The organism is Paracoccus aestuarii, assembly GCF_028553885.1.
In the GTDB taxonomy this organism is placed as follows: domain Bacteria; phylum Pseudomonadota; class Alphaproteobacteria; order Rhodobacterales; family Rhodobacteraceae; genus Paracoccus; species Paracoccus aestuarii.
Window position 1 is genome coordinate 1,632,675 of record NZ_CP067169.1, and the last position, 22,315, is coordinate 1,654,989.

Consider the following 22,315-nt stretch of genomic DNA (forward strand, 5'->3'; position numbering starts at 1 on the left):
CGGGTCAGTTCGACGCGACGCGCTGGTTGCCGCGATAGAAGATGTGGCGGCCGATCTGGACGGTGCGCTGAAAGCGGTTGGCCCAGGCCGGGTTGACGGCGGGCGTGTGGAAATAGGTGGCCCCGCCGGTTAGCTGGCGCGGCGCGCCCGACAGCGCGTCCTGGGCGATGGCCACGGCGCGCTGATAGGCGGCGCGGTTGCGGATCGGTTTCGCGCCGCCGATCGTGTAGCTGAACTGGCTGGGCTGGTTGATCACCCCGCAGACCGAGGACGGAAAGACCCGGCTGTCCACGCGGTTCAGGATGACCTCGGCCACGGCCTGCTGGCCGCGGGTGCCTTCGCCGCGGGCCTCGTGATAGAGCGCCTCGGCCATGCATTCCAGGTCAGCACGGGAAAAGCTGCTGCGGGCGGCGTTACCGGTGCTGGCAAGGTGAAGCTGTTCGACGGGTTCGTCATGGTCGATCTTGACCCGCGCCGGGGCTGCGTCGGTATAGAGCAGCGGCGTCGGGCGGGGCATGTTGGCGGCCTGCATGGCGCCGAACATCCCCGTTTCGGCCGAAAAGAGCGAGCCGTTCCCCCCGGCGGCGGCGCTCAGCGTGGAAAGGGGCGTGGCGATGGCGGCACAGAAGCAGATGTGCGCCAGCCGGTGAAGCAGCTTGGGCATATACGAACCTATACATTACGCCCCTGAACGGGGCCTTAACGCCCGGCCGGCAGGAGCAGACCGCCTGGCCGGGTGATCTGGCAAAGTGGATAGATTTTTCCCGATGCGGGCTTCCACCCAACAAGGCCGTGAGGTAGGGCAGGGGATGAAACCCGGCTGATTCCGGCCATAATCCGCCGAAGCCCAAAGCGGGTTTCGGCGTGAAACTGCACGGTTCAACTTGCGCGCGTGCGCGCCCGCCCTGTCAGATCAACAACTTGCGGTTGAGAATCACTGCGACGGGGGAATCGCGCCGCCCCGGATCGCCGATTGCGCGGCGGCCAGTCGCGCCACCGGCACGCGGAAGGGCGAACAGGACACATAGTCCACCCCGGCATCATGGCAGAAGGCGATGGATTCGGGATTGCCGCCATGTTCGCCGCAGACGCTGATGGTGATGCCGGGCTTGGTCTCGCGCGCGCGCTGCACGCCGGTCAGGATCAGCTCGCCCACGCCGTCGCGGTCCAGGACGTGGAACGGATCCTCGGCATAGACGCCTTGGCCGACATAGGTGCCCATGAACCGCCCCGCATCGTCGCGCGACAGGCCATAGGTCATCTGGGTCAGGTCGTTCGTGCCGAAGGACAGAAAGGCCGAATGCGCGGCGATGTCGCCCGCCCGAAGGGCGGCGCGGGGCGTTTCGACCATCACCCCCAAGCGATAGGTGAAATCGGTGCGGCGTTCGTTGCGCACGGCGGCGGCGACGGCATCGACGCGGGTCTTGACCAGCTCGACCTCGCGCATGGCGCTGACCAGGGGGATCATGATCTCGGGGACGACGGGGGCGCCGCGGCGGCTGGCATCGACCGTCGCCTCGAAGATGGCGCGGGCCTGCATCTCGTAGATCTCGGGGATGGTGATGCCAAGGCGCACCCCCCGCATCCCCAGCATCGGGTTGAATTCCGACAGCGCCTCGACCCGGCGGGTCACGTCGGACAAAGGCAGGTCCATCGATTCGGCCAGTTCCCGCAGCCCCTCGCGGTCATGGGGCAGGAATTCATGCAAAGGCGGATCGAACAGGCGGATGGTGACGGGCAGGCCGGCCATGATCTCGAACAGGCGGGTGAAGTCCTGGCGCTGCATCGGCAGGATGCGGTCCAGCGACAGGCGCCGATCCTCGGGCGTGTCGGCAAAGATCATCTCGCGCATGGCGGGCAGGCGGTCGGCATCGAAGAACATGTGTTCCGTGCGGCAGAGGCCGATGCCCTGGGCCTGGAAGCGGCGCGCGGTCTCGGCATCCTCGGGGGTGTCGGCATTGGCGCGCACGCCCAGGCCCCCGGCCTCGGCCGCCCAGTCCATCAGCTGGGTAAAGGCGTCGTCCAGCGCGGGCGGCAGCAGGGTCGCAGCCCCCGCCAGAACCTCGCCCGAGCTGCCGTCGATGGTGATCTCGTCGCCCTCGGCCAGGGTCCGGGTGCCGATGCGCAGGGTGCGGGCGCGCGGGTCGATGGTCAGGCCGGTCGCGCCGACGATGCAGGGCAGGCCCAGGCCGCGGGCGATCACCGCCGCATGGCTGGTCGTGCCGCCGCGTTCGGTCAGCACCCCCACCGAGGCATGCATGCCGCGGATATCCTCGGGGACGGTCTCGCGCCGGACCAGCACGCAGGCCTCGCCGCGGGACTGGGCCGATTGGGCGGCGGTGGCGGAAAAGACGATGCGCCCGGTGGCGGCGCCCGGGCTGGCATCGATGCCGCGGGCGATCACGTCGCGGGGCGCGCGCGGGTCCACCTGATGATGCAGCAGGTCGGCCAGGGCGCGGGGTTCCACGCGCATCAGCGCCTCCTCCGGGGGGATGATGCCGTCGCGGGCCAGGCTGACGGCGATGCGCACGCCGGCGCGGCTGCCGCGGGCCACGCGGGTCGCGTCGATCACGCTGATCCGCCCGCCGGTCACCACGAATTCGATCTGCATCTCCTCGCGCAGGCGTTCGCGGGCGGCGATGCCAAAGCGGACCAGATCGGCGAAGATCTCGGGGGCGGTATCCTCCAGCGCGGGGCCGCGATCGTCGCGCGTCAGATAGAGCGTCTCGGCCCCTTGGCCCACCGCGCCGCCGTGATGCTGGCCGCGGAAGCGGCCCGTGACGCGGGGCGTGCCGGTCACCGGGTCGATGAACTGGATCGTCCCCGTCCCGCAGAGCCCGGGCCCGAGCGCCAGCGCCATCTCCTGCACGACGAGGCCCAGGGGGGCGTGGGCGGGGGCACCCTTGGCCTGGCGCAGCAGCCGCGCGGTCGGGCCGTCCCAGGCCCGCGCCATGCTGCGCAGCACCTCGGACAGCTGTTCGGCCGGATCCTGGGGAAAGGCCTCGTCCGTCTGGTCGCGATAGAGCCGCAGCGCCTCGGCCAGCGCATCCGGCCCGTCCTGGGTGAACATGTCTGGATCCAGCCGGGCGATATGGATTGCATAGCTCTGGACGAAGGACAGATAGACCGCATCCGCGTTCTCGCGCCCGATATGGTCGGTCAGGCGGGCATGCAGCGCGTCGTTGATGCCCACGTTCAGCACCGTGCCCGGCCCCCCCCATTCCGGCATCACCGCCGAGGGGCGCACGCTGACCAGCCCGCTGCCGTGGAAGATGTCACGCAGCGCGTCGGGCGGCACCCGGCGGCCTTGGGCGATCATCCGCACGATGTCCGACGATATGGCAAAGCTGCGCGGGACCGGCAGCTCCATCCGGATCAGCCGTTGCAGGCATTTGGCGCGCCAGCCGTGCCGCGCGCGGTCGATCCGCCCCGAAGGGGTGATCTGGGTGGCCTCGCTGATGTCGTGCATGTTCATCCGCCGCAGCATGGCGGTCGCCGCGTCATGCCGCAAGCGCGAAAAAAGGGGGCCGAGGCCCCCTTTTCGTCAAACCCGATGGATCAGCCCTCGGATTCCTCTTCCGCCTCGTCGCCGGTCTGGATGGTGACCGACAGCATGTAGTCCGGATCCTCGACGGCGCCATTGGCCGAGGCGTCGCCGCGCTTGATGGCGTCCAGCACGTCCCAGCCCTCGATCAGCTGGCCCACGACGGTATATTCGCCGTCCAGGAAGGGCGCGGGGGCCAGGTCGATGAAGAACTGGCTGTTGGCGCTGTTGGGGTCCATGGCGCGGGCCATGCCGACCGTGCCGCGATCGAAGGTCGCATCGCTGAACTCGGCCTGCAGGTCGGGCAGGTCGGACCCGCCCATGCCGGCCATCGAGGTGTCGCCGTCATGGCGGCCATTAGCCACATCGCCGGTCTGGGCCATGAAGCCCTCGATCACGCGGTGGAAGACGACGCCGTCATAGGCGCCCTGTTCCGCCAGCTCGACCAGGCGGGCGACGTGGTTGGGGGCCAGGTCCTCGCGCAGGTCCAGGACCATCGTGCCCTTGGAATTGCCCTCGGCATCGGCGACCTCGATCACCATGTTCGGCCCGCCCGTATCCTCGACCTGCGGGTTGGCGGTCTGGGCGGCGGCTGCGGTCGCGCCGAGCGCGACGAAGGCGGGGATCAGGACTAGGTTACGCATCGGCGGCCACCTTCACGCTGATCATGCGGTCGGGGTTCACCGGCGGCTCGCCGCGGGCGATCTTGTCGACATGCTCCATCCCCTCGATGACGCGGCCATAGACGGTGTATTGGCCGTTCAGGAAATGGTTGTCGCTGAAGTTGATGAAGAACTGGCTGTTCGCGCTGTTGGGGTTCTGCGAGCGCGCGGCGCCCAAGGTGCCCCGGTCATGCGGCAGCTTGGAGAATTCCGCCGGCAGGTCCGGCAGGTCCGACCCGCCCGTGCCCGCGCGGCCGGGATTGTAGTCCTTTTCCATGTTCGCGTTGGCGACATCGCCGGTCTGGGCCATGAAACCTTCGATCACGCGGTGGAAGGCGACATTGTCATAGGCGCCGGCCCGGGCCAGTTCCTTCATGCGCGCGGCATGCTTGGGTGCCACGTCGGACAGCAGCTCGATGACGACGGGGCCGTCCTTGAGCGTGATGATGATGGTGTTTTCCGGGTCCTTGATATCGGCCATGAGGCCCTCCTTTGCCTGGTTCGTCCCCTGATCTAGGGGCTCGGGCGGCGAAGGGCAACGCGCGAAACCGTGACGGCGGGGCTTTGCCCAAGCGGCGGTTGACGTTGGCCGCGCCGTGCGGGACAAGTTCGCAACCAATGGATACGAGGATGCGACATGGCCAAGTTCAACACCATCGACGACCTGGAGCTTGACGGCAAGGTCGTGCTGACGCGTGTCGACGTGAACGTCCCCGTCGAGGATGGGCGCGTGACCGACACGACCCGCATCGACAAGATCGTGCCCACCGTCAAGGACATCCAGGCCAAGGGCGGCATCCCCGTCCTGCTGGCGCATTTCGACCGCCCCAAGGGCCAGCGCGTCGATGCCATGAGCCTGCGCCAGATCGTCCCCGCGCTGGAGGCCGCCCTGGGCCAGGAGGTCGTCTTTGCCGAGGACTGCATCGGCGGCCCGGCGAAACGCGCCGTGGCGGCGCTGAAGCCGGGGCAGGTGGGCCTGTTGGAGAACACCCGCTTCCATGCGGGCGAGGAGGCCAATGACGCGACCTTCGCCGCCTCGATGGCGGCGCTTGGCGGGGTCTATATCAACGACGCCTTTTCCGCGGCCCATCGCGCCCATGCCTCGACCGAGGGTCTGGCGCGGCTGCTGCATGCGGGCGCGGGCCGCCTGATGGAGGCGGAACTTAAGGCGCTGGACGCCGCCCTGGGCGATCCGCAGCGCCCGGTCATGGCGGTCGTGGGCGGGGCCAAGGTGTCGACCAAGCTGGAGCTGTTGACGAACCTGGTGGCCAAGGTCGATCACCTGGTCATCGGCGGCGGCATGGCCAACACCTTCCTGGTGGCCCAGGGGGTCGAGGTCGGCAAATCCCTGGCCGAGCGCGACATGGCCGAGACCGCCCGCGCCATCCTGGCCCGCGCCGAGGAGACCGGCTGCCGCATCCACCTGCCCAAGGACATCGTCGTGGCGCGGGAATTCAAGGCGGGCGCGGAATCCGAGACCCTGCCCGTGGATCAATGCCCGGCCGATGCGATGATCCTGGATGCCGGCCACGAGACGGTCGAGGCGATCACCCAAGCGATGACCGCCTGCAAGACGCTGATCTGGAACGGCCCCCTGGGTGCCTTCGAGATCCCGCCCTTCGACGAGGCGACGACGGCGGCGGCGCGGGCCGCGGCCGACCTGACCCGCGCGGGCACGCTGGTCTCGGTCGCGGGCGGCGGCGACACGGTGGCGGCGCTGAACAAGGCCGGGGTGTCGGGCGATTTCACCTTCATCTCGACCGCGGGGGGCGCCTTCCTGGAGTGGATGGAGGGCAAGACCCTGCCCGGCGTCGCCGCGCTGGAGGCCGCGCGTCACTGATCCTGCGGCGCGGTCCCGTCTGGTTCCGGGCCGGTGGTCGGCGCCTGATGGGCCCGCGCCTCGGCCTGATAGGCCGAGATGGTGCGCAGCCATTGCCAATAGCTCATCGGCGGGGTGGTGCGTTCGCGCGTACCGTCCTGAAAGGACTGATCGCCGCTGCGCGCGGGCGGGTCCAGCGGCTGGACGGGGCCGACCGGCAAAGGCGGCGCAAGCGGTTGGGTCGGCAAGATCGACATCGGTCATCCTTTCCGGGCATCGGCCCTGGGGTCATGATGCCGACAATTCGGCGAAAATTCGACCGGGATGCGCATTGCATTTTAAGGGTTTTCACCGCGCCGCGGCGGGCATTCGCATGCGGCTGATTTTGTTAGCGTAACCAGCATTGCCGTGACCGGGGCGCGTGCTATCCACCCCCCATACCATGAGGAGAGATGTCATGCAGATGACCGATACGGTGCGCCGCATCCTGGCCAATTACGAAGGCGAGACCCCCGGCGTGAAGGCCCAGCTGGCGCGGATGCTGATGACCGGCAGGCTTGGCGGCACCGGCAAGATGATCATCCTGCCCGTGGATCAGGGCTTCGAGCACGGCCCGGCGAGGTCCTTCGCGCCCAATGCGGCGGGCTATGACCCGCATTACCATTACCAGCTGGCCATCGATGCTGGGCTGAACGCCTATGCCGCGCCCCTGGGCATGATCGAGGCGGGGGCGGACACCTTCGCGGGCCAGATCCCGACCATCCTGAAGGTCAACAGCGCCAACAGCCTGATGTCGGGCACGGCGGGCAAGAACCAAGCAATCACGGCATCGGTGGATGACGCGCTGCGCCTTGGCTGCGCGGCGATCGGCTTCACGATCTATCCGGGGTCGGACATGGCCTTGGACATGTTCGAGGAGATCGTCCAGATGCGCAAGGAGGCCGCCGCCAAGGGCGTGGCGACCGTCATCTGGTCCTATCCGCGCGGCGAGGCGATCAGCAAGGACGGCGAGACGGCGATCGACGTGGCGGCCTATGCGGCACAGATCGCGGCGCTGATCGGCGCGCATATCATCAAGATCAAGCTGTCCACCGACCACCTGATGCTGCCCGAGGCCAAGAAGGTCTATGAGGAGAAGGGCATCGACATCGCCACGCAGGCGGCCCGCGTGCGCCACTGCATGGAGGCGAGCTTTGGCGGGCGCCGGATCGTGGTGTTCTCGGGCGGGGCGGCGAAGGGCGCGGATGCGGTCTATGACGATGCGCGCGCGATCCGCGACGGCGGTGGCAACGGGTCCATCATCGGGCGCAACAGCTTTCAGCGCTCGCGCGAGGATGCGCTGGACATGCTGGGCAAGCTGGTCGACATTTACAAGGGCGCCTGAGCGACCTTGCGGACGCGCCCCCAAGGGTGCGCGACGCCTTTTCATGGGAAAGGGGGCCGGTGGCCCCCTTTGTCACACCTCCTCGATGCGCAGCTCGACCGGGTCGCTGACCAGGACGCCAGTGCGGGGCAGGGCCTCGATGGCATAATCGATCGCCTCGGGCGTGGTCTTGTGGGTGACCACCAGGACCGGGACGCTGGCCGGGCTGTGCTGGCCGTATTGGCGCATCCGGTCGATCGAGATGCCGGCATCGCCCAGGACCGTCGCGATCTTGGCCAAGGCGCCCGGCTTGTCCTGCAGTTCCAGCCGCATGTAATAGGCGGCGGGAACGGCGGTGCGGGCGGGCTGGGCCGCGACCAGCGAGGACGAGGGCTGGCCGAAGACCGGCAGGCGCACGCCGCGGGCGATTTCCACGATGTCGGACATCACGGCGCTGGCGGTCGGACCTTCGCCCGCGCCCGCGCCGCGCAGGACGATCTGGCCGACGCTGTCGCCCTCGATGACCACCATGTTGGTGCCGCCCACCAGTTGCCCCAGGGGGCTGTCGGCGGGCACGAGGCAGGGGGACATGCGCTGTTCCAGCCCGCGCGCGGTCATCTGCGCGACACCCAGCAGCTTGATGCGATAGCCCATGTCGCGGGCGCGGTGGATGTCGTCGATGCTGACGCGCTCGATCCCCTCGATCTCGACGGCGTCGAAATTGACCTGGGTGCCGAAGGCGATCGACGACAGGATCGCCAGCTTGTGGCCCGCATCGATGCCGCCCACGTCCAGGGTCGGGTCGGCCTCCAGATAGCCCAGCTGGCGGGCCTCCTCGAAGACCGCCTCGTAGGGCAGGCCCGCGCTTTCCATGCGGGTCAGGATGTAGTTGCAGGTGCCGTTCATCACGCCCATCACCCGGGTGATGCGGTTGCCGGCCATGCTTTCGGTCATCGACTTGATGACCGGGATGCCGCCCGCCACGGCGGCCTCGAAGCGGATCACGCGGCCCAGGCTTTCGGCCAGGGCGGCCAGGTCCTGGCCATGCATGGCCAGCAGCGCCTTGTTGGCGGTGACCACGTCCTTGCCGGACCGCAGCGCGGCCTCGATGCTGTCGCGGGCGATGCCGGCATCGCCGCCGACCAGCTCGATGAAGACATCGACGTCATCGGCGGTGGCGACGGCCATGGGGTCGGCCTCCCACCGATAGGCGGAGAGGTCGGCGTCGCGGTTCTTCATGCGGTCGCGCGCGCTGACGGCGGTGATGGCCACGGGGCGTCCCGAACGCAGCGCCAGCAGCTCGGCGTGTTTCTGGACGATCTTGACGACACCGATCCCGACGGTGCCAAGCCCGGCGATGCCGAGGCGGAGGGGGGACGACATGGGTTCCTCTCATCCTTGATTTCGCGGGTGTTAGCCTGCCCCGGGCCGTCATGCAACGCGCAACCGCCCACCGGTCAGCCGCGCGCCTCGCGGATCAGGCGCAGGATGTCGGCGGCGGCCGAGGGGATGTTGGTGCCCGGCCCGAAGATCGCCTTGACGCCCGCGCGGCGCAGGAAGTCGTAATCCTGCTGGGGGATGACGCCGCCGCAGATGACCAGCACCTCGCCCGCGCCCTGCGCGCGCAGGGCCTCGATCAGCTTGGGCGCCAAGGTCTTGTGACCCGCCGCCTGACTGGAGATGCCGACCACATGCACGTCGTTGTCGATGGCGTCCTGGGCGGCCTCCTCGGGCGTCTGGAACAGCGGGCCCACATCGACGTCGAAGCCGATATCGGCGAAGGCCGTGGCGATGACCTTGGCGCCGCGGTCATGGCCGTCCTGGCCCATCTTGACGACCAGCATGCGGGGGCGGCGGCCCTCCTCCTCGGCGAAGGCCTCGACGTCGCGCTGGATCTGGGCGAAGCCCTCGTCGCCCTCATAGGCGGCACCGTAGACGCCTGCCAGCGTACGGACCTCGGCGCGGTGGCGGCCGAATTCATCTTCCATGGCCATGCTGATCTCTCCGACTGTGGCACGGGCGCGGGCGGCCTCGACGGCGGCCTCCAGCAGGTTGCCGCCCTCACGCGCGCGGCGGGTGATCTCGGTCAGCGCCGCTTTGCAGGCATCCTCGTCGCGTGTCTCGCGGATGCGTTGCAGGCGGGCGATCTGGCTGTCGCGGACGGCGACATTGTCGATGTCCAGAATGTCGATCGGGTCCTCGCGGTCCTTGCGATACTTGTTGACGCCGACGATCACGTCCTCGCCCCGGTCGATCAGGGCCTGGCGCCGGGCGGCCGTTTCCTCGATGCGCAGCTTGGGCATGCCGGAGGCCACGGCCTTGGTCATGCCGCCCATCTCCTCGACCTCCTCGATCAGCGCCCAGGCCTTGTCAGCCAGTTCCGCCGTCAGGCTCTCGATATAGTAGGACCCGGCCAGTGGATCGACGACATGTGTGATGCCCGTCTCTTCCTGCAGGATCAGCTGGGTGTTGCGCGCGATGCGGGCGCTGAAATCTGTGGGCAGCGCGATGGCCTCGTCCAGCGCGTTCGTGTGCAGCGATTGCGTGCCGCCGAGCGCCGCCGACATTGCCTCATAGGCGGTGCGGATGACGTTGTTATAGGGGTCCTGTTCCTGCAGGCTGACGCCCGAGGTCTGGCAATGCGTGCGCAGCATCAGGCTGCCCTGCTTCTTGGGTTCGAATTCCGACATGATCCGGTGCCACAGCAGGCGGGCGGCGCGCAGTTTCGCGATCTCCATGAAGAAGTTCATGCCGATGGCAAAGAAGAAGGATAGCCGCCCCGCGAAGGCATCCACATCCATGCCCGCCGCGATCGCCGCGCGCACATATTCGCGCCCGTCGGCCAGTGTATAGGCCAGCTCCTGCACCAGGTTCGCCCCGGCCTCCTGCATGTGATAGCCCGAGATCGAGATCGAGTTGAACTTGGGCATCTCGGCCGACGTGTATTCGATGATGTCCGCGATGATCCGCATGCTGGGTTCGGGCGGATAGATATAGGTGTTTCGGACCATGAACTCCTTGAGGATGTCGTTCTGGATCGTGCCGGACAGGACGGCGCGGGAATGGCCCTGCTCCTCGCCAGTGACGATGAAATTGGCCAGGATCGGGATGACGGCGCCGTTCATGGTCATCGACACGGACACCTGATCCAGCGGGATGCCGTCAAAGAGGATCTTCATGTCCTCGACCGAATCGATGGCGACGCCGGCCTTGCCCACATCGCCCTCAACCCGGGGATGGTCGCTGTCATAGCCGCGATGGGTCGCCAGATCGAAGGCCACCGACACGCCCTGCTGGCCCGCGGCCAAGGCGCGACGATAGAACGCATTCGATTCCTCGGCCGTGGAAAAGCCCGCATATTGGCGGATGGTCCAAGGCCTGCCCGCATACATCGTCGCGCGCGGGCCGCGGGTGAAAGGCGCCAGCCCGGGCAGGCCGCCCAGATGGTCCAGCCCTTGGGTATCGGCCTCGGTATAGAGCGGTTTGACCGCGATGCCTTCCAGCGTGTCCCAGGTCAGGCTGTCGGGGTCGCGGCCCTTCAGTTCCTTCGCCGCCAGCGCGCGCCAGTCGTCCAGAGTGGGTTTTGTCATGATCCATCCTTTCCCGCGGCGCGTCCTGCCCTATATTCCAGACATGACGAGGTGCCGATGAAGTTGAAATTCCTGATATTCGCGATGGCGGTCGCCGCCATGGGGCCGGGTCGCGACGCGCCCGTGCCCGATGCCGCAGCCACCCGCGACGCCGTGCCACAGCGGAACCCGGCGCGGCTGCCCCCGGTGGCGGACAGCACGCCCGCCCCCGTCCCGGAGGCCGAGGCGACCGAGGCCGACGCGATGTCGCAGACCCCGGACGGCGCCCCGATCCTGGGCGCGGAGGAGGCCAGCCCCCAGGAATACCTGTGGTCCGGCCGGCCCGTGGTCGTCTTTGCCGACACGCCGGGCGACCCGGCCTTCATGCGGCAGCTGGAGGCGCTGCGCCGCGAATCGGCGGCGCTGGCGATGCGCGACGTGGTGGTGATCACCGATACCGACCCGGCCGCAAATTCCGTCTGGCGCCAGCAGTTGCGGCCAAGCGGGTTCTCCCTGGTGCTGATCGACAAGGACGGCCAGGTCAAGATCCGCCGCCCCAGCCCTTGGGACGTGCGCGAGATCGGCCGCGCCATCGACAGGCTGCCCCTGCGCCGGCAGGAGGTCGGGCGCGGCGGCGTCATCAACTGATCGCCGCGGAACCCCGTGCGCGGGGCCTGAAACTTGTGGATTTGGCGGGCGTTCCCTATATCATGGGAACAGCCGGGCATGCCGCCCGCCAGCAGAAAGGGTTCGATCATGGCCAATCCGCGTGCAGACCGCAGCGCCGCGCCCGCTGCATCCGCCCTGCCGCCCAAGACCGCGCAGCCGCGCCGGGCCGATGCCCCGGTCCGCAGCGACGCCAAGCCCGGCGCCGTCAGCCGCGCCAATGAAATCGTCCGGGCCATCGGGTTGCGTCCCATCACCGGCCTCTCGGGTCCGAAGATCGGCTATTGAGCCGATCGCGCAGCGCCGCCAGATCCCCCGGCAGGCGCGCCGCGATCGCAGCCGCAGCCGCCGCCTCGTCGGCATCCAGCATCCGTTCCACCTCGGCCGCGCCGCCACGCAGGCTGGCGGTCAGCACGCGCATCGCATGCAGGCCCGTCTCGCGCGTCTCGTCCATCAGCGACAGGTAATCCGCCATCATCTGGGCCGCGCGCTGGCCGTCATGGCGCGCGATGCGCCGCAGATCCGTCGCCAGCGACCCCATGATCGACAGCAGCCGGTAATAGAGCACGACCGGATCGATCACCGGCGCGGGCAAAATATGGATATCCGCGATCACCGCCGCAAAGATGCGGTCATTGGCCTGCTGGGGCAGCGAGGGCACGAAGCGCCCCGCAGCGATGCGCGCGATCAGCGCCTGCGCATCCTCGGGCGAGGGGGCCTGCTGTTCCAGCGCGAAGACATGGGCGCGGATCTCGGCCAGCAGGGCGCGCTGCAGGTCATCCTCGCGCGATTGGCGCAGGGCGGCGTCGCGGCGGCGGGTCTGGGCGGCGGCCACGATCCAGCCGGTGGCCAGGAACAGCCCCGCCACCACCGCCTGCAGCACCTGCGGGCTGAACCAGGCCTCAGCACCCGGCATGGGAACCCATCCGCGCACCCGCGCGTCCCCTTGGCAGGAGGCCCGCCATGACCCGCAAGACCATGACCACCCTCGGCGCCATCGTCGCGGCCCTGCCCGCCGCGGCGGGAGAACTGCCGGTGACGCCCCTGACCGATGCCCTGCTGCAGGACCTGCGCTGGCAGGCGCGGCCGGTCGTCATCCTGGGGCTGCCCGACCGGGTCCGCGACCAGATCGCGGCGTTCCAGGCGGCCTCGTCCGCGCTGGCGGATCGCGAGGTGGTCCTGTTGACCGACGGGCCGGATGCGGCGCGGCTGCGCGACGGGTCGGATCTGCAGGTGCTGCTGATCGGCAAGGATGGCGGCGTCAAGATGTCCGAGGCGGGCATGGTCGATCCCGACCGGATCATCGGCCTGATCGACGCCATGCCCATGCGCCGGCGCGAGACGCGGTAGCCGGTCATCGCGCCCCTCCGGCCAGCAGGCCCGCCAGCAGCAGCGCCACGCTGACCCCGGCCAGCGCCTGAATCGGCGTCACATGGCCGCCCAGCATCAGGACCAGCCCCGCACCCCAGATCGCCACCGTGACCGGCAGGCCCACCGCCCAGAAGCGCAGCCCCCGCCAGCGACCCGTCACCGCGCCGAAGACCAGCTGGAACAGCGCCAGACCGACCAGCGGCGGCAGCACATAGGCCAAGGGCAGGTCGGTCCCGCCCAAAGGCATGGTCGCCCCGCCCGCCACCGGCAGGACCGCCGTCATCCCGGCCAGGCCGGTGACGGAAGCCAGCAGATAGGCGGGCAGGGCGGCGCGGGTCATTCGAACTCCATGATGATGTCATCGACCTTCAGGCTTTCGCCCGGGGCGGCATTAACGGATTTCACCGTGCCGCGGCGTTCCGCGCGCAGGATGTTCTCCATCTTCATGGCCTCGACCGTGGCCAGGGCCTGACCCTCCTGGACCTCGTCGCCCGCGGCCACGTTGATCGACACGACCAGCCCCGGCATCGGGCAGAGCAGGAATTTCGACGTGTCCGGCGGCAGCTTTTCGGGCATCAGGCGGGCCAGTTCGGCGGCGCGCGGGCGGCGCACATGGACCGCCAGATCCGCGCCGCGCGTCCGCAGCCGCAGCCCGGCGGGGATCTTGTCGACCTTCATCACCAGCGGGCGGCCATCGACCTCCAGCCGGGCCAGGGACTGGCCGGGGCGCCATTCGCCCTCGACCCGGATGCGGCGGTCGGCGATGGTCACATCCGCCCCGTCGCGATCCGCGCCGATGCGCACCGGCCATTCGCGCCGGTCGGCAAAGACGACCCAATCCTCGCCCACATGGCGTTCGTGATTGTCCAGCCGCCCGCTGATGCGGGCGCGGCGGATCTCGGCCACGCGATGCATCGCGGCGGCGGCGGCGGCGATGCGCAGCATCTCGTCATCGGGCAGGGCGGCGCCTTGGAAGCCTTCGGGATATTCCTCGGCGATGAAGGCCGTGGTGATGTCGCCCGAGACGAATTTCGGATGGTCCATCACCGCCGACAGGAAGGGCAGGTTGTGGCCGATACCCTCGACCTCGAATTCGTCCAAGGCGGTGCGCATCGCCTCGATCGCCTGGCCGCGATCGGGGGCCCAGGTGCACAGCTTGGCGATCATCGGGTCGTAGAACATGCTGATCTCGCCGCCCTCATAGACGCCGGTATCGTTGCGGACGGCGGCCACCCCCGTGGGGGCGCCGTCGGCCAGCCACTTGCCGCGCGACAGCATGGGCCCGGCCGCGACCTCGACCGGCGGGCGATAGCGCGTCAGCCGCCCGATCGAAGGCAGGAAGTTGCGATAGGGATCCTCGGCATAGAGGCGGCTTTCCATCGCCCATCCGGTGATCTTCAGGTCCGATTGCGCGAAGGGCAGCGGCTCGCCCGCGGCGACGCGAATCATCTGTTCGACCAGATCGACCCCGGTGATCAGCTCGGTCACGGGATGTTCGACCTGAAGGCGGGTGTTCATCTCAAGGAAATAGAAGTTGCGATCGCCGTCGACGATGAATTCCACCGTGCCGGCGCTGGTGTAATCCACGGCCTTGGCCAGGGCGACGGCCTGTTGGCCCATGGCCGCGCGCGTGGCCTCGTCCAGGAAGGGCGAGGGCGCCTCCTCGATGACCTTCTGGTTGCGGCGCTGGATCGAGCATTCGCGCTCATGCAGATAGACGGCATTGCCGTGCTGGTCGGCCAGCACCTGGATCTCGATATGGCGGGGCTGGGTGACGAATTTCTCGATGAAGATGCGGTCGTCGCCAAAGCTGTTGGCGGCCTCGTTCTTGGAGGACTGGAACCCCTCGCGCGCCTCGTCGTCGTTCCAGGCGATGCGCATGCCCTTGCCGCCGCCGCCCGCGCTGGCCTTGATCATCACCGGATAGCCGATGCCCGCGCTGATGCGCACGGCCTCCTCGGCATCCGCGATCAGGCCCATATGGCCGGGCACGGTGCTGACGCCGGCCTGCTGCGCCAGCTTCTTCGAGGTGATCTTGTCGCCCATCGCCTCGATCGCGCCCGAGGGGGGGCCGATGAAGGCCACGCCCTCGGCCTCCAGCGCCTCGGCGAACTTGCGGTTTTCCGACAAAAAGCCATAGCCGGGATGGACCGCCTCGGCGCCGGTCCGGCGGATGGCGTCCATGATGCGGTCGATCACGATATAGGACTGGTTGGCGGGCGAGGGGCCGATATGGACCGCCTCGTCGGCCATGCGCACATGCAGCGCGTTGCGGTCGGCGTCGGAGTAAACGGCGACGGTCGCGATGCCCATGCGGCGCGCGGTCTTGATGACGCGGCAGGCGATCTCGCCCCGGTTGGCGATCAGGATCTTCTTGAACATGGGTCCCCCCCAGCCTTGGTGCTGGCCCTCAGACATGAAAAAACCGCCCGAGGATGCGCAAGGCATCCTGGGCGGCATCGGCAGCGTTCCGGCGGCCCGAGGGCCGGCCGGACAGGTTCAGTGCATCACTGGCACAGGCGGAAGTCGTCGCAGAGCGCGCCGGCAGCACCGCCGATGGCCGCGCCGCGAACGACGTTGCGGCCGCTGACCGACGCCGCGGTCGCGCCGACGCCGGCGCCGATGAGCGCGCGGTCAGTGTCGGTCGGGTTGATGCCTTGGGTGCAGCCGGCGACGCCGGTTGCACCGACCAGCGCGAAGATGGCGAGGTATTTGGACATGGTCGAATTCCTGTCTTTGATATGGCGGAGGCACAACCGCGTCCCCGCCCGATTGGTTCAGCCCGATCAGCGGCGGACGCAGACGCCCGCGTCGTCGCAGAGCGCACCGGCGGTCGCGCCGATGGCCGCGCCGGTCGCCACGTTTTCATTGAGCGCGCGGGCCACGACGGCGCCGGCGACGGCACCACCGGCGGCGCGCTGCGCGTCCGGCGACAGACCGCCACCCTGATAGCCGGGGGCGCAGGCCGACAGGCCGGCGGCGACGATGGCCAGACCGGCCAGACGGAGAGAGATCGATTTCTGCATGATATAGTGCCTGTGTTATTGGCCCGGGGCCGGGCCTGTTGCGTGTGCCGACGGGTTATCGCACAGCCGCACCCCGCGTCAAACTGACATGCCTGTGACTTCAAGGGGTTCGGCGCAGCTTTGCCCATCAGGTCTCGTCGTCCTCGTCAACGTCCCAATCCTCGGCGTCGTTCCAGTCGAAGGCCGGGGCCTCGTCCTGGGCGAACAGCTCGGGGAAGGCCGCCTCGGCCTCGCGCATGTCGATCTGCAGCAATTGCTCGTAATCGGCGGGGTCGAAATCGCCCACGGGCTTGACCTCGCGGCCGATCAGCCAGGACAGGCGCCCGGCATCCAGGTTGCCGCGCACGAACGGTTCGTCGCCGAAATGCGCGATCAGCGCCGACAGGAACCCCGCATCGGCGCGCTTGTCGGCCGGGCGGCGGTCCTTGAATCGTTCGCGCCGCGTGATGGGCGTCGCGCCCTTCTTGCGATTCTCGCGCCGGATGGTGAACTGGAAATCGGTGCCGGGAAGGCGACCGGGAAAGCCGCGATGCTTCAGCATGGCTGTGCCCCTGTGCTGGGGCGCGCGGGCCGGTCCGCGGTCAGGTCTGCGCACGGGCAGGCTGTCCGCCCGCGCGCGAATGATCGTGTCGGGCGGGTCTTAGAACTTGCCGCGATAGACGGGCTCGGTCGTGACCGGGTTGCCCATCTGGGCCGCGGGCGCGGTCGGCACGAAGACGTCGTTGGGCTGCTGGCGCTGGCAGGCGGCGAAGGCGGAAACCAGCACGAGGCCGAGGACGATTTTTTTCGACATGGAAAGAGGCTCCTGTAGGGCGGGCACGAAACGGCCCGGCTGCTCGGGTTGTGGGCGGCCTGTTGATCGGCCGTCCTGGGGCGAATGATAGCCGCGCGGGGTCCGGTCAGACAGGGATGCGATGCGACCCCCGCCAAAGCGGCGGCCCCCTGTGTCCCGGCTGCATCATTCACGACCTTGTGCATGCTTCGTCCTAGAGCGGAATGTTGTCGTGTTTTTTCCACGGGTTCGCCAGCTTCTTGCCGCGCAGGCTGGCGAATGCGCGGGCCACCCGGCGGCGCGTCGAACGGGGCTGGATCACCTCGTCGATGAAGCCCTTTTCGGCGGCCACGAAGGGGTTGGCGAAGCGGTCTTCGTAATCCTTGGTGCGCGCCGCGATCTTGTCCGCATCGCCCAGTTCGCTGCGATAGAGGATCTCGACCGCGCCCTTGGCGCCCATCACCGCGATTTCCGCCGTGGGCCAGGCATAGTTGAAATCGCCGCGCAGGTGTTTCGACGCCATCACGTCATAGGCGCCGCCATAGGCCTTGCGGGTGATGACCGTGACCTTGGGCACCGTCGCCTCGCCATAGGCAAAGAGCAGTTTCGCCCCGTGCTTGATGACCCCGCCATATTCCTGCCCCGTCCCGGGCAGGAAGCCCGGCACGTCCACCAGCGTCAGGATCGGGATCTCGAAGGCGTCGCAGAACCGCACGAAACGCGCCGCCTTGCGCGAGCTGTCGATGTCCAGGCAGCCCGCCAGCACCATCGGCTGGTTGGCGACCACGCCCACCGTCTGGCCCTCGATGCGGATGAAGCCCACGATGATGTTGCCCGCGAAATCGCGCTGAATCTCGTAGAAATCGCCCTCATCCGCGACCTTCTGGATCAGCTCCTTCATGTCATAGGGCTGGTTGGGGTTGTCGGGGATCAGCGTGTCGAGGCTGGGCTCGATCCGGCCCGGCTCGTCGAAGAAGGGGCGGGTGGGCGCCTTTTCGCGGTTGTTCAGGGGCAGAAAGTCGAACAGGCGGCGGATTTCCGACAGCGCCTCGACATCGTCCTGGAAGGCGCCGTCGGCGACGGACGACTTCCTGGTATGGGTGGACGCGCCGCCCAGTTCCTCGGCGGTGACGACCTCGTTCGTCACCGTCTTGACCACATCCGGCCCGGTCACGAACATGTAGGACGTGTCGCGCACCATGAAGATGAAATCCGTCATCGCCGGCGAATAGACCGCGCCCCCCGCGCAGGGGCCCATGATGACGCTGATCTGCGGCACCACGCCCGACGCCATGATGTTGCGCTGGAACACGTCGGCATAGCCCGCAAGGCTTGCCACCCCCTCCTGGATGCGGGCGCCGCCCGAATCGTTCAGCCCGATGACGGGGGCACCGTTCTGCATGGCCATGTCCATGATCTTGCAGATCTTCTGGGCATGGGTTTCCGACAGCGATCCGCCGAAGACGGTGAAATCCTGGCTGAAGACATAGACCATGCGCCCGTTGATCGTGCCCCAGCCCGTCACCACCCCGTCGCCATAGGGGCGGTCGTCCTGCATCCCGAAATCGGTGCTGCGATGGGCGACGAACATGTCGAATTCCTCGAAGCTGTCCTCGTCCAGCAGCAGGTCGATGCGTTCGCGGGCCGTCAGCTTGCCGCGGGCGTGCTGGGCGTCGATGCGCCGCTGGCCGCCGCCAAGGCGGGCCTGCTCGCGCCGTTCTTCCAGCTGCTGCAGAATGTCCTTCATCGCGCCCTCCCGTTCGGATATCGGGGAAAGTTAGACCGGGATGCAGGTGCAGCAAAGCAAATTCGGGTAAATTTGCAAACTACGCCGCGCAAGTGTCCAGCAAAGTGAAATATTGCAAAGCCGAGGGGTCGCGCGATGGGGTTGCAGATCGATATCGGGGCCGTCTTGGCCAATCACGCGGCGCTGGCGGCCAAGGCGCCCGGCGCGCGGGCGGCGGCGGTGGTCAAGGCCGATGCCTATGGTCTGGGGGCCGAACGGATCGCGCCCGCGCTCTATGCGGCGGGGGTGCGGGATTTCTTCGTGGCCTTGGCGCGCGAGGGGCGGGCGATCCGGGCGCTGCTGCCGGATGATGCGCGCATCAACATCCTGTCGGGCCATATGGCGGGGGCGTATCTGGCCGGCCTGACCCCGGTCCTGAACAGCCCCGAACAGTTCTTTCGCGACCGCGCCATGCGCCCGGGCCAGCCCTTCGCGATCCAGCTGGACAGCGGCATGAACCGCCTTGGGATGGAGGCCGAGGAATGGGCCGCCATCCGCGACGAGGCCTTGGCCGCCGGTCCCGCCTTCATCATGTCGCACCTGGCCTGCGCGGATGAACCCGACCATGCCGCCAATGCGGCGCAGCTGGCGGCGTTCCGGGCGATGACAGATGGCTGCGGCGTGCCGCGGTCGCTGGCGGCGACGGGGGGCATCCTGCTGGGGCCGGACTACCATTTCGACATGGTGCGGCCGGGGGTGGGGCTTTATGGCGGGATGCCCTTTGCCGATGCCCGCCCGGTGGTGCGCCTGTCGCTGCGCGTCATCCAGACCCGCACCGTCCGGCGGGGCGAGATGGTGGGCTATGGCGCGACCTGGCACGCGGATCGCGACTGTCGGATCGCGACGGTGGATGCGGGCTATGCCGACGGCATCCTGCGGTCGCTGTCGGGATCGGGCATCGCGATGCATGCGGGCGACGTGGCCTGCCCGATCGTCGGGCGGGTGTCGATGGACCTGATCACGGTCGATGTCTCGGCCCTGGATACGGTGCCGGACCGGCTGGACCTGATCGGCCCGCATCAGGGCATCGACGCGCTGGCCGACCGGGCGGGCACGATCGGATACGAGGTGCTGACCTCGCTCGGGCTGCGCTATGATCGCAGCTGGGTGTGAAACGGGCAGCCAGGCGCGGGTTTTGCCGAAGCGTCACGCAACTTTTACATGGTGGTGACGGTTCTGCCCTTCAGGTGGGCAAATCCGGCCACCGGCCCCGAACTGCGCCCTTGCAGTGGGGCCGCGGGCTTGTCACCATGACCTCAGACGCCTGAGCAGGAGAAAGATTTGGGCCTGACACCGACGCCACCCGTCACCACGCCGTCCAACGAAACCTTGCTGGAATTTCCCGACAACCGGCTGCTGATCGACCTGTGCGGGGCCAGCGATCGCCACCTGGCCCGGATCGAGGAGGCGCTCGGCGTCCATATCCTGCGCCGGGGCAACCAGCTGGCCGTCGTGGGCGGCCCCGAGGCCCAGGCCGAGGCGGCGAACCTGCTGCGGGGCCTCTATGCCCGGCTGGAGCAGAACCGCCCCGTCACCCCGGCCGAGGTCGAGGCCGCCCTGCGCATGGGGGTCGAGCCTGCCGCCGACGTGACCCCCGCCGAACAGCTGGAGATGTTCGCGCAGGGCAATTACGAGCTGCGCACCCGCAAGAAGTCGGTCGAGCCGCGCACGGACGCGCAGAAGGCCTATGTCCGGTCGTTGTTCCAGAACGAGCTGGCCTTCGGCATCGGCCCCGCGGGCACGGGCAAGACCTATCTGGCGGTCGCGGTGGGCGTGACCATGCTGATCGGCGGCCATGTGGACAAGATCATCCTGTCTCGCCCCGCCGTCGAGGCCGGGGAACGGTTGGGCTTTCTGCCCGGCGACATGAAGGAGAAGGTCGATCCCTACATGCAGCCGCTCTATGATGCGCTGAACGATTTCCTGCCCGCCAAGCAGATGCAGAAGCTGGTCGAGGAAAAGCGCATCGAGATCGCGCCCCTGGCCTTCATGCGCGGCCGCACCCTGTCGCGCGCCTTCGTCGTGCTGGACGAGGCGCAGAATGCCAGCAGCATGCAGATGAAGATGTTCCTGACGCGGCTTGGCGAAGGCTCGCGCATGGTCATCACCGGCGACCGCACCCAGATCGACCTGCCGCGCGGGATGCAGTCGGGGCTGGTCGATGCCGAAAAGATCCTCAAGGACGTGAAGGGCATCAGCTTCAGCTATTTCACGGCCGATGACGTCGTGCGCCACCCGCTTGTCGCGCGCATCATCAAGGCGTATGACGCCGAGGAAGTCGCGGCACTGGCCCGCGGCGATCAACAGGAGCAGCGCGGCCAATACGTTCCCCGCCGCGCATTTGGAAAAGATGCCTGACGAGACCACCGCCGATTGCGTCATCGAGGATGAGAGATGGCAGGCCGCCGGACTGGAAGATCTGGCGGCCCGCGCCGTCACGGCCACGCTGGACTGGCATGACATGGGCGGCGAGGTCGTGGTCATGGGCTGCGACGACGCCCGCATCGCGGCGCTGAACGCGGATTTCCGCGGCAAGCCCCGCGCGACCAACGTGCTGTCCTGGCCCTCGGTCGAGCATGCCGACCACGCCCCCGGCGCCATGCCCGACCTGCCCGACGAGGAGGAGCTGGGCGATATCGCCATCGCCTTCGAGACCTGTCAGGCCGAGGCCCGCGCCCAAGGCAAGCCCTTCGACCATCATGTCCTGCATCTGCTGGTCCATGCGACCCTGCATCTGCTGGGCTATGACCACCAGACCGACCCGGATGCCGAACGGATGGAGGGCACCGAGCGCGCCATCCTGGCGACCCTGTCCATTCCCGACCCCTATGAGGAGAAAGACCGATGAATTCCGAAAGCCGATTATCCGCCACCGCGCTGGATGAGGCGCCCCCCCCGGCCGAGGATGGCCGCGACGGCGGGGGCCGCGGATTTTTCGGTCGGGTCCTGTCCGCGCTGACGGGCTCCGAACAGGAGGGGGATCGCGAATCGGCCGACCATGCCGACCCCCACAAGCCCGGTCTGGTGAACCTGCGCCGGATGCGCGTCGATGACGTGGCCATCCCCAAGGTCGAGATCGTGGCGGCCCCGGTCAATGTCTCGCTGGAGGATCTGGTCGCGATGTTCCGCGAACACGGATTTTCACGCATGCCGGTCTTTCGCGGCACGCTGGACAGCCCGCAGGGGCTGATCCACCTGAAGGACCTGGCACTGAAGCACGGCTTCGGGGCAGGGGGCAAGTTCACCCTGCGCCCGATGCTGCGGCCGCTGCTCTATGTGCCGCCCTCGATGCCCATCGGGGTGCTGTTGCAGCAGATGCAGACGAAGCGCATCCATATGGCGCTGGTCATCGACGAATATGGCGGCGTGGACGGGCTGGTCACGATCGAGGATCTGATCGAACAGGTCATCGGCGAGATCGAGGACGAGCATGACGAGGTCGAGGGCGGCCTGTGGATCCACGAAAAGACCGGCCAATGGCTGGTCCAGGCCCGCGCCGCGCTGGAGGATCTGGAGGCCGAGACCGGCCTGCAGCTGATCGGCGAGGATGACGAGGATGTGGACACGCTCGGCGGTCTGATCTTCATGCTGGCAGGCCGGGTGCCGTTGCGGGGCGAGGTGATCGCCCATCCCTCGGGCGCGGAATTCGAGATCGTGGATGCCGATCCCCGCCGCCTGAAACGCGTGCGCCTGCGCATGCCGAGCGTGGCGACGCCGTCCGACCGGCAGGAGTGACG

Annotated in this window: 24 protein-coding genes; 9 read left to right on the forward strand and 15 right to left on the reverse strand. The window is 68.2% G+C overall.

From position 1 onward, the window contains the following. Window positions 1-4: 4 nt before the first annotated feature. The 4 genes from JHW48_RS08390 to JHW48_RS08405 form a co-directional block, all read right to left on the reverse strand. A complete protein-coding gene (locus JHW48_RS08390) occupies window positions 5-664 on the reverse strand; it encodes a cell wall hydrolase (RefSeq protein WP_240637703.1) in 660 nt (219 codons plus the stop codon). Window positions 665-934: 270 nt separating this feature from the next. Then, complete coding sequence (locus JHW48_RS08395) at window positions 935-3,475, reverse strand: putative PEP-binding protein (protein ID WP_119885122.1); 2,541 nt, start codon at window positions 3,473-3,475, stop codon at window positions 935-937. An 83-nt stretch (window positions 3,476-3,558) separates the two neighbouring features. Continuing rightward, window positions 3,559-4,188, reverse strand: a complete 630-nt coding sequence (locus tag JHW48_RS08400) for a peptidylprolyl isomerase (protein ID WP_119885106.1) — start codon at window positions 4,186-4,188, stop codon at window positions 3,559-3,561. Further along, window positions 4,181-4,687: a peptidylprolyl isomerase gene (locus JHW48_RS08405; protein WP_119885105.1), complete on the reverse strand. Its 507-nt coding sequence runs from the start codon at window positions 4,685-4,687 to the stop codon at window positions 4,181-4,183. The genes JHW48_RS08400 and JHW48_RS08405 overlap by 8 nt, the downstream gene beginning before the upstream one ends. A 156-nt stretch (window positions 4,688-4,843) precedes the next feature. Between JHW48_RS08405 and JHW48_RS08410 the strand changes: the two genes are divergently transcribed. Next, window positions 4,844-6,046: a phosphoglycerate kinase gene (locus JHW48_RS08410; RefSeq protein WP_119885104.1), complete on the forward strand. Its 1,203-nt coding sequence runs from the start codon at window positions 4,844-4,846 to the stop codon at window positions 6,044-6,046. On the opposite strand, the gene JHW48_RS08415 is transcribed toward JHW48_RS08410, so the two are convergent. Further along, complete coding sequence (locus JHW48_RS08415) at window positions 6,040-6,282, reverse strand: hypothetical protein (protein ID WP_119885103.1); 243 nt, start codon at window positions 6,280-6,282, stop codon at window positions 6,040-6,042. The genes JHW48_RS08410 and JHW48_RS08415 overlap by 7 nt on opposite strands. A gap of 200 nt (window positions 6,283-6,482) precedes the next feature. On the opposite strand from JHW48_RS08415, the gene JHW48_RS08420 reads away from it, so the two are divergent. After that, the gene (locus JHW48_RS08420; RefSeq protein WP_119885102.1) at window positions 6,483-7,409 is read left to right on the forward strand and encodes a class I fructose-bisphosphate aldolase; all 927 of its coding nucleotides are present in this window, start codon (window positions 6,483-6,485) and stop codon (window positions 7,407-7,409) included. 72 nt (window positions 7,410-7,481) lie between these two features. Here JHW48_RS08420 and JHW48_RS08425 read toward each other — a convergent pair whose 3' ends face one another. Next, window positions 7,482-8,771, reverse strand: a complete 1,290-nt coding sequence (locus JHW48_RS08425) for a homoserine dehydrogenase (RefSeq protein ID WP_119885101.1) — start codon at window positions 8,769-8,771, stop codon at window positions 7,482-7,484. Between the two features lie 74 nt (window positions 8,772-8,845). Continuing rightward, the gene (gene scpA / locus JHW48_RS08430) at window positions 8,846-10,978 is read right to left on the reverse strand and encodes a methylmalonyl-CoA mutase (protein ID WP_119885100.1); all 2,133 of its coding nucleotides are present in this window, start codon (window positions 10,976-10,978) and stop codon (window positions 8,846-8,848) included. A gap of 57 nt (window positions 10,979-11,035) precedes the next feature. Between scpA and JHW48_RS08435 the strand changes: the two genes are divergently transcribed. Next, window positions 11,036-11,605: a DUF4174 domain-containing protein gene (locus JHW48_RS08435; protein ID WP_119885099.1), complete on the forward strand. Its 570-nt coding sequence runs from the start codon at window positions 11,036-11,038 to the stop codon at window positions 11,603-11,605. Window positions 11,606-11,713: 108 nt separating this feature from the next. Beyond that, window positions 11,714-11,911 (forward strand): hypothetical protein, encoded by a 198-nt coding sequence (locus JHW48_RS08440; RefSeq protein WP_119885098.1) that lies wholly within the window; start codon window positions 11,714-11,716, stop codon window positions 11,909-11,911. Here the strand turns inward: JHW48_RS08440 and JHW48_RS08445 are convergent. Then, window positions 11,877-12,539 carry a hypothetical protein gene (locus tag JHW48_RS08445; protein WP_119885097.1) on the reverse strand — a complete coding sequence of 221 codons (663 nt, stop codon included), beginning with the start codon at window positions 12,537-12,539 and terminating at the stop codon, window positions 11,877-11,879. The two genes, JHW48_RS08440 and JHW48_RS08445, sit on opposite strands and share 35 nt — an antisense overlap. Window positions 12,540-12,586: 47 nt before the next feature. Here JHW48_RS08445 and JHW48_RS08450 point away from each other — a divergent pair, with 47 nt between their 5' ends. Continuing rightward, the gene (locus tag JHW48_RS08450) at window positions 12,587-12,973 is read left to right on the forward strand and encodes a DUF4174 domain-containing protein (RefSeq protein ID WP_119885096.1); all 387 of its coding nucleotides are present in this window, start codon (window positions 12,587-12,589) and stop codon (window positions 12,971-12,973) included. A 4-nt stretch (window positions 12,974-12,977) separates the two neighbouring features. On the opposite strand, the gene JHW48_RS08455 is transcribed toward JHW48_RS08450, so the two are convergent. From JHW48_RS08455 to JHW48_RS08485, 7 genes are all read right to left on the reverse strand, one after another. Beyond that, window positions 12,978-13,334, reverse strand: a complete 357-nt coding sequence (locus JHW48_RS08455) for a hypothetical protein (RefSeq protein WP_119885095.1) — start codon at window positions 13,332-13,334, stop codon at window positions 12,978-12,980. Continuing rightward, window positions 13,331-15,376, reverse strand: coding sequence for an acetyl-CoA carboxylase biotin carboxylase subunit (locus tag JHW48_RS08460; RefSeq protein ID WP_119885094.1), 2,046 nt, complete (start codon window positions 15,374-15,376; stop codon window positions 13,331-13,333). Before JHW48_RS08460 ends, JHW48_RS08455 begins: the two co-directional genes overlap by 4 nt. Window positions 15,377-15,501: 125 nt before the next feature. Continuing rightward, a complete protein-coding gene (locus tag JHW48_RS08465; RefSeq protein ID WP_170152220.1) occupies window positions 15,502-15,714 on the reverse strand; it encodes a hypothetical protein in 213 nt (70 codons plus the stop codon). 66 nt (window positions 15,715-15,780) lie between these two features. After that, window positions 15,781-16,020, reverse strand: coding sequence for a hypothetical protein (locus JHW48_RS08470; protein WP_119885093.1), 240 nt, complete (start codon window positions 16,018-16,020; stop codon window positions 15,781-15,783). A 127-nt stretch (window positions 16,021-16,147) separates the two neighbouring features. Further along, a complete protein-coding gene (locus JHW48_RS08475; RefSeq protein WP_119885092.1) occupies window positions 16,148-16,561 on the reverse strand; it encodes a hypothetical protein in 414 nt (137 codons plus the stop codon). A 99-nt stretch (window positions 16,562-16,660) separates the two neighbouring features. Continuing rightward, complete coding sequence (locus JHW48_RS08480; protein ID WP_170152219.1) at window positions 16,661-16,813, reverse strand: hypothetical protein; 153 nt, start codon at window positions 16,811-16,813, stop codon at window positions 16,661-16,663. Window positions 16,814-17,006: 193 nt separating this feature from the next. Then, complete coding sequence (locus JHW48_RS08485) at window positions 17,007-18,539, reverse strand: acyl-CoA carboxylase subunit beta (RefSeq protein ID WP_119885091.1); 1,533 nt, start codon at window positions 18,537-18,539, stop codon at window positions 17,007-17,009. Window positions 18,540-18,674: 135 nt separating this feature from the next. Between JHW48_RS08485 and alr the strand changes: the two genes are divergently transcribed. From alr to JHW48_RS08505, 4 genes are all read left to right on the forward strand, one after another. Continuing rightward, window positions 18,675-19,691 (forward strand): alanine racemase, encoded by a 1,017-nt coding sequence (alr, locus tag JHW48_RS08490; RefSeq protein ID WP_119885090.1) that lies wholly within the window; start codon window positions 18,675-18,677, stop codon window positions 19,689-19,691. Between the two features lie 168 nt (window positions 19,692-19,859). After that, window positions 19,860-20,936, forward strand: coding sequence for a PhoH family protein (locus tag JHW48_RS08495; RefSeq protein ID WP_119885089.1), 1,077 nt, complete (start codon window positions 19,860-19,862; stop codon window positions 20,934-20,936). After that, window positions 20,929-21,426 (forward strand): rRNA maturation RNase YbeY, encoded by a 498-nt coding sequence (gene ybeY, locus JHW48_RS08500; RefSeq protein ID WP_119885120.1) that lies wholly within the window; start codon window positions 20,929-20,931, stop codon window positions 21,424-21,426. The genes JHW48_RS08495 and ybeY overlap by 8 nt, the downstream gene beginning before the upstream one ends. Further along, window positions 21,423-22,313, forward strand: a complete 891-nt coding sequence (locus JHW48_RS08505) for a hemolysin family protein (protein ID WP_119885088.1) — start codon at window positions 21,423-21,425, stop codon at window positions 22,311-22,313. Before ybeY ends, JHW48_RS08505 begins: the two co-directional genes overlap by 4 nt. The last annotated feature ends 2 nt before the right edge of the window (window positions 22,314-22,315 follow it).